9 protein-coding genes are annotated in these 12,551 nt (G+C 44.6%); 6 read left to right on the top strand and 3 right to left on the bottom strand.

Features of this window, described 5'->3' with window-relative positions:
* The first annotated feature begins 16 nt into the window (after positions 1–16).
* Positions 17–2,056, top strand: coding sequence for a prolyl oligopeptidase family serine peptidase (locus C1S74_RS25195; protein WP_045398713.1), 2,040 nt, complete (start codon positions 17–19; stop codon positions 2,054–2,056).
* A 220-nt stretch (positions 2,057–2,276) separates the two neighbouring features.
* Here C1S74_RS25195 and C1S74_RS25190 read toward each other — a convergent pair whose 3' ends face one another.
* Positions 2,277–3,908 carry an ABC transporter ATP-binding protein gene (locus C1S74_RS25190; protein ID WP_045398711.1) on the bottom strand — a complete coding sequence of 544 codons (1,632 nt, stop codon included), beginning with the start codon at positions 3,906–3,908 and terminating at the stop codon, positions 2,277–2,279.
* An 80-nt stretch (positions 3,909–3,988) separates the two neighbouring features.
* Positions 3,989–4,486 carry a hypothetical protein gene (locus tag C1S74_RS25185; protein WP_045398709.1) on the bottom strand — a complete coding sequence of 166 codons (498 nt, stop codon included), beginning with the start codon at positions 4,484–4,486 and terminating at the stop codon, positions 3,989–3,991.
* Between the two features lie 198 nt (positions 4,487–4,684).
* On the opposite strand from C1S74_RS25185, the gene C1S74_RS25180 reads away from it, so the two are divergent.
* The 3 genes from C1S74_RS25180 to C1S74_RS25170 all read left to right on the top strand — a co-directional run bounded on the left by C1S74_RS25180 (position 4,685) and on the right by C1S74_RS25170 (position 10,245).
* Positions 4,685–7,045: a Lon protease family protein gene (locus tag C1S74_RS25180; RefSeq protein WP_045398707.1), complete on the top strand. Its 2,361-nt coding sequence runs from the start codon at positions 4,685–4,687 to the stop codon at positions 7,043–7,045.
* A gap of 226 nt (positions 7,046–7,271) precedes the next feature.
* The gene (locus C1S74_RS25175) at positions 7,272–8,900 is read left to right on the top strand and encodes a methyl-accepting chemotaxis protein (protein ID WP_045398705.1); all 1,629 of its coding nucleotides are present in this window, start codon (positions 7,272–7,274) and stop codon (positions 8,898–8,900) included.
* Between the two features lie 397 nt (positions 8,901–9,297).
* Positions 9,298–10,245 (top strand): porin, encoded by a 948-nt coding sequence (locus tag C1S74_RS25170; protein ID WP_045398704.1) that lies wholly within the window; start codon positions 9,298–9,300, stop codon positions 10,243–10,245.
* Between the two features lie 110 nt (positions 10,246–10,355).
* Here the strand turns inward: C1S74_RS25170 and C1S74_RS25165 are convergent, their stop codons facing one another.
* Entirely contained in the window at positions 10,356–11,093 is a 738-nt protein-coding gene (locus C1S74_RS25165) for a flagellar brake protein (protein ID WP_231578799.1), read from the bottom strand.
* A 150-nt stretch (positions 11,094–11,243) separates the two neighbouring features.
* On the opposite strand from C1S74_RS25165, the gene C1S74_RS25160 reads away from it, so the two are divergent.
* Complete coding sequence (locus C1S74_RS25160) at positions 11,244–11,519, top strand: GNAT family N-acetyltransferase (protein WP_045398700.1); 276 nt, start codon at positions 11,244–11,246, stop codon at positions 11,517–11,519.
* An 8-nt stretch (positions 11,520–11,527) separates the two neighbouring features.
* A complete protein-coding gene (locus C1S74_RS25155; RefSeq protein WP_103415393.1) occupies positions 11,528–12,493 on the top strand; it encodes a phosphotransferase in 966 nt (321 codons plus the stop codon).
* The last annotated feature ends 58 nt before the right edge of the window (positions 12,494–12,551 follow it).

The raw sequence follows: 12,551 nt of genomic DNA, 5'->3' as shown, positions 1-12,551 counted from the left end.
GAGTAACACGGACGTTATGCATTACCCAAAAACTCGTAAAGATTCTGTCGTCGACACTTATTTTGGTCACGACATTGCAGACCCATATCGCTGGTTAGAGGATGACCTTAGCCAAGAAACCGCAGAGTGGGTTTCAGGACAAAACTCAGTGACCTTTGATTACCTAGGTCAGATTCCTTTTCGCCAACAAATTCGTGATTTAGTGGCGAACAGTCAGAACTACGAAAAGTACTCTCAACCCTTTGTTCACGGTGAATATACCTACTTCTATAAAAATGATGGTTTGCAGAACCAGAGTGTTTTATACCGTCGAAAAGGGGATGAAGAGGCGGAAGTCTTCCTAGATCCAAATACGTTTTCAGAAGAAGGGACAACGTCGCTTGGTGAAGTGAAATTCTCTAAAGACGATACGCTTGTTGCGTATTCCATTTCTGAGGGTGGCAGCGATTGGCGCAAGATTTTTGTCATTGATGTGGAAACGAAAGAGCAGCTTGAGCCTGAAATTGTCGACGCTAAGTTCACGACAATTTCTTGGCTTGGTAATAAAGGCTTTTACTACGCGAGCTATGACAAACCAAAGGGCAGTGAGCTTTCGGCGCGTACTGAGCAGCACAAGCTTTACTACCATGCGTTAGGCACGCCGCAGACAGAAGATAAAGTCGTCTTTGGGGCATCGGACTCACAAAAGCATCGCTATGTTTCTGGTGTGACAACCAAAGATGATCGCTTCCTTATTATTACAGGTGCAGAATCTACGTCGGGTAACCGAATGTTTTATGTCGATCTGGCTTCAGAAGAACAAGACGTTATCACACTTCGAGATACAACCGATGGTGATACACATCTGATTGATAACCAAGGTGATACCCTTATCTTCTACACCAACCTAGATGCGCCTAACGGCAAAGTGGTTGGCTACAACACTCAAACCCAGCAATGGAACGAGATCATCGCCGAGCAAGAGCAGCCGCTTGATATCAGCAAAGGCGGTGGTTATTTATTCGCGACTTACATGGTCGATGTTTTGTCTAACGTTCAGCAGTTTACTTATCAAGGTGAGTTAGTGCGTGACGTTACTTTACCTGACCAAGGCACTGTGTATGGTCTGCAAGGGAAAGCAGAAGATAAGACACTTTACTACTCTTTTACCAATTACGTGACGCCACCAACCATTTTCTCTTTTGATGTAGAAAGTGGCGAGTCTGCGCTTTATCAAGAATCGAAAGCACCGTTCGACCGTAAAGAATACGAATCTCAGCAAGTGTTCTACACCTCGAAAGACGGGACGAAAGTGCCGATGATTATCTCGTATAAGAAAGGCACGAAGCTAGATGGTACAGCGCCAACCATGCTGTATGGCTATGGTGGTTTCAATATCAGTTTGACGCCGATGTTCTCAGGAAATGTCGCCAACTGGTTAGAACTGGGTGGTATCTACGCGGTGGCAAACATGCGTGGTGGCGGTGAATACGGCAAAGCTTGGCACAATGCAGGTACTCAGCAACAAAAGCAAAACGTATTTGATGACTTTATTGCCGCGGCGGAATACCTGATTGAGCACGATTATACCAGCTCAGAGCGCCTTGCGATTCGTGGTGGCTCAAATGGCGGATTGCTAGTTGGTGCGTGTATGACTCAACGTCCGGAACTGTTTAAAGTTGCGATTCCTGCCGTTGGTGTGCTGGACATGCTTCGTTATCACACTTTTACCTCTGGTGAAGGCTGGAAGTACGATTTTGGTACCTCTGAGCAAAGTGAAGCGATGTTTAAATACATCCTAGACTATTCGCCTGTGCATAATGTGAAAGAGGGCGTAGCGTACCCAGCAACGCTCGTAACGACCGCGGATCATGATGACCGAGTCGTTCCCGCTCACTCATACAAGTTCATTGCAGAGCTGCAAGATAAGCATCAGGGAGACAATCCGGTGCTGATTCGTATTGATGTGGATGCAGGTCATGGTGCGGGTATGCCGCTACGTAAACAAATTGACTTGACCACCGATGTTTACGCGTTCGCGTTGTATAACATGGGCATTGAAACACTCGATATTTAGTACGACTCACCGACTCGATACAATAAAAAATGCCGCGACATCCATCGCGGCATTTTTCATGGTTGGGGGAACTCAATATATCAATTAGGGTGACTAAGCCTAACTTTGAACCAACCAGTCTCGGCGGCCAAACCGAATGGCAGCTATACCATTTTCGTAGTTATGGCGAAAGATTCGCCATACTTTAATCCTAGTTTATGAATATGAAACTGTGATGAATCTAAGCAGCATCATTCTGATTTTCATTGTTTTCAAGATCAAATGAGGCATCAATCAGTTTTCTTGTGTAATCACTTTGTGGGTTGTGGAAAATATCTTCTGCTGTACCTTGCTCCATAACCTCACCCTTTTGCATGACCAAAACACGATCAGACAGTGCTTTAACCACAGAAAGGTCATGGCTGATAAACAGATAACCAATGTTGTGTTTTTTCTGTAGATCTTTCAGTAGGTCAATCACGGTCAATTGAACAGAACGGTCTAAGGCGGATGTTGGCTCATCAAGTAAAATGAAAGACGGCTCAAGAATTAACGCACGTGCAATCGCAATACGTTGACGCTGACCACCAGAGAACTCATGCGGGTAACGGTTGATAGATGCAGGATCTAAACGTACTTCTCGAAGTACATCACGTGCTTTCTGCGTGCGTTCCACTTTACTCATTTGAGGCTGGTGGACCGTCAAACCCTCGGTAATGATGTCACCGACGGTCATACGAGGAGAAAGTGAACCATATGGATCTTGGAACACCATTTGTACATCTTTTTTCAATTCAAAACGTTCTTTATCAGCTAATAGAGAAAGATCCTGACCTTTGAACTGAATCTTGCCAGTCGAAGGAAGCAAGCCAATGAGTGCGCGACCTAAGGTCGATTTACCCGAACCAGACTCACCAACGATACCCAGCGTTTCACCTTGTTTTAGGGACAGCGAAATGCCTTTGACGGCTTCGAAGTATTCGTTTTTGCTGGCGATAAAATGCGACTTAGTTAAGAACTTCACACGAATATCGTCGGCTTTTAGCAGTTCTCTTGCGCTGTCTTCAATTGGGTCTTTACTGCCTTTTGGAATCGAGTTGATCAGCATCTTGGTGTAATCATGTTGTGGATCAGAGAAGAGTGCTTCTGTGATGCCTTCTTCTACCACTTCACCTTTACACATGACTAAGACTCGGTCTGCAAAGTGTTTCACTACGCCTAAGTCGTGAGTGATGAATAAAATGGCCATGCCCATCTTGGATTGGATTTCTTTAATCAGATATAGAACTTCAGCTTGAACGGTAACGTCCAGCGCTGTTGTTGGTTCGTCAGCAATCAAGATATCTGGTTCGTTGATCAGAGCCATCGCAATCATAATGCGTTGTAACTGACCACCGGAAAATTCATGAGGGTATTTCTCATAGGCTTGTTGTGGATTTGGCAAGTGCACCAAATCAAACAACTCGAGAACTCTTTGCTTCGCTTGTTTTTTACTCACAGGGCGATGGCACATGATGGCTTCTGCCACTTGAATACCTACGCGCATGTATGGGTTCAGAGACGTCATTGGCTCTTGGAAAATCATACCAATGCGATCGCCTCGGATGCTTTGCATTTGGCGTTCTGTCTTATCGAGTATGGATTTGCCTTCAAAGACGATAGAAGCGTCATTATGCAAAATGGCATTATCTGGTAGCAATCTCATCAACGCATTGGTTGAGACAGATTTGCCTGAGCCTGATTCGCCAACGATAGACAGTGTTTCTCCTGCTTGTAAGTCGAAGCTCACATTCTTTACTGCATCGACGATACCATCGTTTGTCGTAAAGCTGACAGACAGGTTTTTCACCGAAAGAATGGTTTGTGCGGACATCACGTTTCCTTGTGTATCGAGTTGTTATGTATTGCCTTACTTGCTGTTCATGCAGTGCGGCTTTAATTATGCGGTACGGTTTAGTTATATAGCTGAGACGCTCCCGCTTCTGCTGAGGTCATCGCTTGTAAATATAAGAACTGCTCATGAGCTCGTGTGACATGGTCTAACTCAATCATCCATTGTGCATTGCGCTGTGCAGAGCAGAATGCGGCCATGTGCGCTAACAAGTCTTCGCTTTGTTTACTAAGCAATTGGCTGACACGGCCAATTAGCTCATGGCTTTCGAGCTGTAAGAACTGAAATAGAGCATAGGATTGATTGAGTGCAGCGAACGCTTCTTGATGCAAGCCCAGTTTGTTTAGAATCTCTGATTGCGCGACGCTTGCATCACGCAAACCGCTTATCAAACAAACGAACTGACACGGTTTGGTTTGTTCATTGTCGAGTGCGGATTGAATATGGTTAGGTAGATGATTGAGCACGTCTTCATATAGACGGTGAGCTTCAGGCCAATGTCCTTGCTCCATCAATTGCTCTGCTTTCAAATAACGCATCCAGCATTGCTCAATATTCATGTTCATCTCCGCAAAATTCGATTTGAAGAGATATTAAATGAAAATTATTATCAATTGCAAGTGCGACTTGTTTTCATTTTTATTGCTGCGTGACTGCTCGTAAAGTGTCCAAACGAACTGGTGTGGAAGATAAATCACTTAATTTTAAACAAATAATCTCTACACTGAGGTAACGACAATAAGAAAAAGGAGGCGAGTATGGCAGTACAAAGATTGGAACCTAAACAGCTGTATTCTGTAGCGGATCTAGAGAATATGCCATGTAAGTCGACCAAGGAATTGCCTCCGATTGATGAAATCGTTGGACAAGAGCGCGCTCAAAAGGCGGTCGAGTTCGCGATGTCAATCAAGGAGAAAGGGTACAACATCTACGCTATTGGTCAGAATGGTCTTGGCAAGCGCACCATGATTCTGCGCTATTTAAATCGTCATCAACATGATGAAGCGGCACTGTTTGATTGGTGCTACGTGGCGAACTTTGAAGACACACGTGTTCCCAAAGTCCTCAAGTTACCTTGCGGTATCGGTAACAAACTGAAAGCTGATATTGAAAAGTTGATGGGTAAGTTGCTGAACGCACTGCCTTTAGCATTCGATAACGAGATGTATTACAGCCGTGCTGATCGTCTGAAAAACCAATTAGCAAACAAGCAACAGCTTGAATTGGACAGCATCAGTAAAGAAGCAAAAGAAAAAGGCATTAGCTTAACGATAACGACTCAAGGTGATTACCAGTTCGTCGCAATGGATGGCGAAGAGCTGCATACCGAAGAGACGTTTGATGCGCTGAGTAAGAAAGAGCAAGAATACTTCTCCAGTAGCATTGATGAACTAGAAGTCAGTCTACGTAACATGATTCGTGAGCTGACCGAGTGGGAAGAGTCGTTCAGTGAAAAGATCAAAAAGCTCAATGATGATGTCACGCTGGATGTAATTACACACTTCATCAAACAGTTGAAAGTGGATTATGCTGAATACTCTGAGATCAAAACGTATCTCACTGATCTGCAAAAAGACATCGTTGAAAATGCTGATATTTTCTTGGAGCAGAGTGGAGAGCAAGGTGAGATTGCCACAGCTTCTTTAGATAAGAAGTTACCACGTCGCTACAAAGTGAATGTGTTGGTCAATCGCAGCAAGTGTGAATTTCCAATTGTGGTGGAAGAAAACCCGAACTATCACTCTCTGTTTGGCTCGATTGAAACCGCAACCTTCAAAGGCACAGTATTTACTGATTTCTCGTTAATTCGAGCGGGCAGTCTACATAAAGCCAACGGTGGCGTTCTTTTGATGGATGCACAAAAAGTACTAGAACAGCCTTATGTCTGGGATGGTCTCAAACGAGCGTTGCGTTCGCGTCAGTTAAGTTTTACCTCGTTAGAGAAAGAGGTAACGCTAACTGGTGCGGTGTCTCTCGATCCAGAACCGATCCCTCTTGATATAAAGATAATCCTGTTTGGTGATTACCGCACTTACCAGTTGCTCCAGCATTATGATCCGGAGTTTGGTGAGTTGTTTAGAGTAACAGCAGACTTTGAAGATGAGATGAAGCGTACACCTGACTCAGAGCTGCAGTACGCGCGTTTTATCTCAAGCGTCGTGAACGACAACAACATGTTGCATTGTGATAAGAAAGCCATTGCACGCATTATCGAATACAGTTCTCGCTTATCAGGTGACCAAACGAAACTGTCACTGCACTCTGCGAATATTGCCAACTTGCTGCGTGAATCTAATTACGTGGCTCGCCAAGCGAACTCGAACATGATTCGCATCGGACACGTGGAAGAGGCGCTGAGCAATCAGGAAATGCGTGTGAGTCGCTTACAAGATAGCGTGATGGAAACCTTCGTCAATGGTACTACCTTGATTCGCACCGAAGGCATGGCTGTGGGCCAAGTGAATGCGCTCTCTGTATTAAGTACCAGTGATCACATGTTTGGTGCGCCAAACCGAATTACGGCAACGACGTGTTTCGGTGACGGTGATGTGATTGATATCGAGCGCAGCGTTGATTTGGGTGGCAGTATCCACTCTAAAGGTGTGATGATTCTGTCGGCTTACTTATCTTCTGTATTTGGCAAAACCGCTCGTGTTCCACTAACAACCACCATCACCTTCGAACAATCGTATGGTGGTGTGGACGGAGACAGTGCGAGTATGGCTGAGTTCTGTGCTGTCGTTTCTGCGTTCTCGAAGCAACCAAACCGCCAGGATATTGCGATTACGGGGTCCATGAACCAGTTTGGTGAGTCGCAGCCTATCGGTGGTGTGAACGAAAAGATCGAAGGCTTCTACGATGTATGTGTCATCAAAGGTCGTCACGATGGGCAAGGAGTGATCATTCCGCGTTCTAATGTGCACAACCTTATGCTTCGTCCAGACATTGTAAAAGCAGTAGAGAAGGGGGATTTCCACATTTGGGCTATCGACCATGTAACGGAAGCAATAGAGCTATTCACAGGTAAAGCTGCTGGTGAAGCAACTGACGAAGGAACCTACCCAATCGACACCATCTTTGGTTTGGCTCAAGCTAAGCTGAATGCGCTTAGAAAATAAGCATCTTTTAACACAAAAACTGATAAAAAAGCGTACAAATTGTCATAACTTGTAATAACGACAATATCCCGTCACTCTTGACGGGATATTGTCGTTAACGTTATGAAATTGATGACTTTTTACTCTGGACAAAAGTGTGATCTACCTCTAGTATTTGCCCCCTTGTCTATTCGTCTGGGAATAATCCCATCGCAAGGAAGCCACACGCAAATACCTGAGGTCACTCATGCAGCTATCCCTGAAAAACTTGTCGGTACGAACGCAAGTTTTGGTTCCAGTTCTATTCACCGCGATCACTTTGTTCATTGCATTGTGGATCACGCAAAACAACCTAGAAGCAGAGCAAGAATTGGTTGCTTCTAACTCCGACTCGCTTGTGTTTTATAAAGACACACTTGCTCAAATTGATGACCAAGTTTACCCACTACGCATTAGCGCAGTTTACGCGATTTACGATGCTTCTCGTCGTGATGCGTTCCTTGCAGACCTTAAAGCGGGGGCAAAAGCGATTGATACTGATCTCGATAAGATCGATGCTCGTGGCACATTTGCAGCAGAAGCGGAAAAAGTGCGTCAAAGCATTGATACTTACATTGACTATTCAACACGTGCGGTTGAGTTCTTCGACCGTCATGATCGCGGTCTAGTTTCTGATAGCGAATACACAAACTTTATTTCTGGTTACCGTCGTGTTGGTAACGAGATGGTTGCGACGATCAATGCGCTGTCTCAACGCGTAAATGAGATTGCGACTGAAGCGACAGCGACAAGTGCTCGTGAGCATGTTCGCGTTCAAAACAATGCGATGATGACCGTAATCGCGGTATTTGCGTTTTCATTGCTCGGTGCTTGGTTCCTGTCTGGCATGATTGTTACACCAATTCAAAAACTACAAGAAGTCATGCGTAAGCTTGCTGGTGGTGACCTTTCTGTGCGTGCAGACGTTGAAGGTGACAATGAAATTGCCCGCCTGAGCAAAGACGTAAACCAAACCGCGACGCAACTTCACAATACCGTTGATCAACTAATGCGAATTAGCGAAGAAGTGGCATCAGCTTCAACTGAACTTGCTGCTGTAATGACACAAGCAGAAGCAAACGCTCAGCAAGAACTCGCTGAAATCGAGCAAGTAGCATCGGCAGTTAACGAGCTAGCGAGCACGGCAAACAACGTCAGTGTCAATGCGACATCGGCAGATGCGACCGCGCGTGAAGCAGACGGTCTAGCGCAGTCTGGCTTGGCAATCTTCCAAGAGAGTGCACAAGCGAGTGAGCAAATGTCTCAAGCGCTTAACGATGCTGCGCAAGTCGTGCTTCGTCTAAAAGAGCAGTCGGTTCAAATCAACGATGTAATCGAAGTGATTCGTGGCGTTTCTGAACAAACTAACCTTTTAGCACTTAACGCAGCGATTGAAGCAGCACGTGCAGGTGAATCTGGTCGAGGCTTTGCAGTGGTAGCAGACGAAGTTCGTATGCTGGCAGCGCGCACTCAAGATTCAACGCAAGAAATCTCATCAATCATTGAAGAGCTTCAAGCACAGTCTGGTCTAGCAAACGACAGCATGCAGGTGAGCCTAGAGATGCTTAACCGCAACAACGAACTGACTCAGCAAGCAAACGATGCGCTAATTGGTATTACGGAATCGGTAGCGAACATTAACGATTCAAACACGCAAGTGGCGACAGCAGCAGAAGAGCAGTCTCAGGTTACTCAAGACATCAACCGCAACGTGGTAAACATGTCCGAGCTTGTGAACCAAAACGTAGCAGGTATCAGCCAAAGTGCGAGCGCAAGTACTGAGCTTTCTCACCTTGCAGAGAAGCAGAAAGAGCAGTTGAGCTTCTTCAAACTGTAACGCTGCTTTCAAAGTAAACTCTCCCCCTATCCCTGAGCTTCGGCTTGGGGATTTTTTTATGGAAAAACCGAGTAATAACCAAAATAACGGCATTTAAAACAGCGAATCACCAAAAATAGAGTGTGACTTATGTCTCATTTATAAATGTTGAATCTACCTTTTTTGCGTCAATATTTTTTTGACGCGCACACTTTTTTTAATCCAACCGATAACTTGATGGTTTTGGGTATATTCATATCGTCAGCTTTCCTGGTGTTTTGTTCTATCAAGACTGTCTATTCAACTTGTTGCGCTAAAAGTGACAACTGCTAACATGCCGCTCGTTTTCTCGTTGGCACAGAAATGTCCTGTTTTCTGGTGAGAAAATGACTAAAAAACAAATATATGGAAAATGAAAATGAAATTGAAAACATTAGCTGTAGCAGTGGCGCTGTTAGCATCTGGATCTCAAGTTGTCGCTTCAGAACTTTACAACCAAGATGGTACTTCACTAGAAATGGGCGGTCGTGCTGAAGCTCGTCTTTCTATGATGGATGGCAAAGCAGAAGACCGTTCTCGTATCCGTCTTAACTTCCTAGGCAAACAGGAAATCAGCGATAGCTTATACGGTGTTGGTTTTTGGGAAGGTGAGTTCGAAACATTTGAAAACGGCGGTGTAGATGGTAATAGTGACCTTGAAACTCGTTACGCTTACGCTGGTCTAGGTGGCAAATACGGTGAAATCACTTACGGTAAAAACGACGGTGCGCTAGGCGTTATCACTGACTTTACTGATATCATGGCTTACCACGGCAACACTGCAGCTCTAAAACTACCAGTAGCTGATCGTACTGACAACATGGTTTCTTACTCAGGTCAATTTGAGCAACTAGCGCTACGTGCAAGCTACCGTTTTGCAGATCGTACAACAGACGCGAACGGTTTTGATGACAACGAGCAAGATGGCTTCTCTCTATCTGGTATCTACGCATTTGCTGACACTGGCCTTGAGCTAGGTGCTGGCTTTGCAAACCAAGATGACGTTGATCAGTATATGCTGGCTGCTTCTTACACAGTGGGTAACTTCTACGTTGCTGGTAACTACACAGGTATCGATCAAGATTCTGACGATTACAAAGGCTACGAACTAGCGGCTGCATACACTATGGGTCAAACAGTGTTCACTTCTACTTACAACAAAGGTGAAGCAGAAGACACGGATACTGTAGAAAACCTAGCAGTTGACGTAACGTACTACTTCAAGCCTAACTTCCGTGGCTACGCGTCATACAACTTCGATCTAATGGACAGCGAAGGTTCTGACGAGCAAGACGAGCTAGCACTAGGTCTACGTTACGACTTCTAAGTCGAAAATGGCTGAAAATATACTGCCTTATTCTTAGTCATCTAAAACCCCTTACCATTATGGTAAGGGGTTTTTCCGTTTGTTATTTTTTGAAATTTAAGGATGAAGGGTTAGCCTTTCAGCTTTAGCTTAGTGCCATCAAATTTGAGATGACTCAACAGGTTCTTAGCGTTTGCTTTTCCGAAATCATCAAACTCCACACCGTAACGAGCGTAATGAACGGATTTTTGCAGATTACAGATTTTCCCTTTCAATGGTGCGAGCATACGTCCATTGCCTGGCATGGTGATATCTAATGTAATCTGATCACCGACTTGAAGTGTTCGGCTCATTGGGGAGGTAACGAAGCGGCAACCACTCTTTGATAGGTCGCGTATCTCACATTCTGCACGGTACTGTTCAAACTGAAGACGAGAACGTAAATTCACTTCGTATCGCACCTCTTTTCTAAGCTGATAAACCTGCATGGTGTTAGGCAAGCGCAAGACCAGTAACGGGTATGGGTCACCTAAACGATGTTGTAATTGTGCTCGGAAAGGAATCACAGCACCTTCGCCACGATGTGAGTACGCTTTTACGTTGATCCAAAAACCTTCTTGGAAATAGAACTTCAAATCTTCATCTGAAATATTTGGGATTTCTATCAGCGCGGTATTATTGGAATGACAACCCATGAAGGTGCTGGTGGTTATAAACTTGGTGCCAACAGGTGTCGTCACGTTCAATGTGACTTCACTGCCGTGTTCCACCATTGCCATTGCATCGGTGCTATTGAGTGTGCTTGCCTGACGTTCTGGAGCGTTTTTGTTTTGCAGAGACGTCCGATTATCTCTGGCGATCGCCATCATATTTCTCATTCTTATTGTCGTACCTGATTTGAGAAGGTGTTACGCGCTATGATTATTAGTACGAATTGACTAGATTTTTGCGTTGATATCATTCTATGCAGTCATATAGCCGGATTCAATAAACCAAAGGCCAAAAGTGGGAGATGGATAATGCATAAAGTGATACATGACACAGTAAATCAGATTTTTTGGGTCGATTTAGACCAAAATCATAAAGCGAAAGTGGTTTACAAAATCGAAAATGAAGAGATGCACATTACCTCAACGCTTATTCCAGAAGAGGCCCGTGGAAAAGGTTATGGGAAAGTTATGATGGAAGCGGTGTTACCAGAAATTGAAGCTCTAGGTTACAGCATTGTGCCAGTTTGCCCATACGTGATTAAATACATGGCGACAAACCCTGAATGGACGTATTTACTTGCTTAACGGAACCCATGAATAATCCACTATATCAAAGTATCGGAGACGAACTGAATCTAGGTCGCCTTTATCGCATAGATGTGATCCAATCTTTATGGGGCGGCTATGGGGAGTTGGTCCGACTGACTTTTCCAAGCCGTTCTATCATTGTTAAACACGTCCAATTACCTAAGCCGTTACAACATCCTAGAGGTTGGAATACTGACCGCTCGCATCAACGTAAGCTGCATTCTTATCAAGTTGAGGTGAGTTGGTATAAATACTTCAGTCAAATGGTTGATGAGCGTTGTCGAATTCCTCAAGGGCTTAAATGCTTTCAGAATGAAACGGAATGGTTGATCGTGATGGAAGATCTTGCTCTGGCGGGGTATCCAAATGTAATGAAAAATGCAAGCAAAGCCCAAATGAAAGCGTGTTTAGAATGGCTTGCTAACTTTCATGCGCGATACATTGGAGTTCGTCATGATGCTTTGTGGAAAACGGGAACGTATTGGCACTTAGATACTCGACCTGATGAATTGGCAGCCCTTCAAGATGCTCGGTTGAAAAAGAGGGCAGGGTTAATTGACCAAACTCTGCAACAAGCGCGATTTCAAACCTTGATTCATGGCGATGCCAAGCTTGCTAACTTCTGCTTTAATCAACAAAACTCGTCAGTTGCGGCGGTGGATTTTCAATACGTTGGCCATGGTTGCGCGATGAAAGATGTCGCGTTGTTTATGAGTAGCGCCGTCGATCCAAATGATTGTGCTGAGATGGAATCTTGGGTGCTCGATACCTATTTTGATGCGTTAAATGTGGCACTGAAACATTATCAAACCGAGTTAGAACCATCTGAGGTCGAACAAGAGTGGCGACCTTTATTTGCAGTGGCTTGGGCGGATTTTCAACGCTTTGTAAAAGGATGGAGTCCAGATCATTGGAAGATTAACCCTTATACCGAAGCGCTCACCAAACGTGCCCTGGACTCTTTGGGGTAGAAAACAGCGAAGAAAGAAAAACCTGCCTTTAAGGTAATTATACCCAAGCATCTCGAGG

This window comes from Vibrio hyugaensis, from assembly GCF_002906655.1.
GTDB classification, from domain to species: Bacteria; Pseudomonadota; Gammaproteobacteria; order Enterobacterales; family Vibrionaceae; genus Vibrio; species Vibrio hyugaensis.
Note: the sequence above shows the minus strand (reverse complement) of the source record. Positions and strands in the feature narration are given on the sequence as shown.

Coding starts and splice junctions, on each gene's coding strand:
- C1S74_RS25190 (WP_045398711.1), bottom strand. CDS start 3,908: ATGTCCGCACAAACCATTCTTTCGGTGAAAAACCTGTCTGTCAGCTTT.
- C1S74_RS25170 (WP_045398704.1), top strand. CDS start 9,298: ATGAAATTGAAAACATTAGCTGTAGCAGTGGCGCTGTTAGCATCTGGA.
- C1S74_RS25185 (WP_045398709.1), bottom strand. CDS start 4,486: ATGAATATTGAGCAATGCTGGATGCGTTATTTGAAAGCAGAGCAATTG.
- C1S74_RS25160 (WP_045398700.1), top strand. CDS start 11,244: ATGCATAAAGTGATACATGACACAGTAAATCAGATTTTTTGGGTCGAT.
- C1S74_RS25165 (WP_231578799.1), bottom strand. CDS start 11,093: ATGATGGCGATCGCCAGAGATAATCGGACGTCTCTGCAAAACAAAAAC.
- C1S74_RS25195 (WP_045398713.1), top strand. CDS start 17: ATGCATTACCCAAAAACTCGTAAAGATTCTGTCGTCGACACTTATTTT.
- C1S74_RS25180 (WP_045398707.1), top strand. CDS start 4,685: ATGGCAGTACAAAGATTGGAACCTAAACAGCTGTATTCTGTAGCGGAT.
- C1S74_RS25175 (WP_045398705.1), top strand. CDS start 7,272: ATGCAGCTATCCCTGAAAAACTTGTCGGTACGAACGCAAGTTTTGGTT.
- C1S74_RS25155 (WP_103415393.1), top strand. CDS start 11,528: ATGAATAATCCACTATATCAAAGTATCGGAGACGAACTGAATCTAGGT.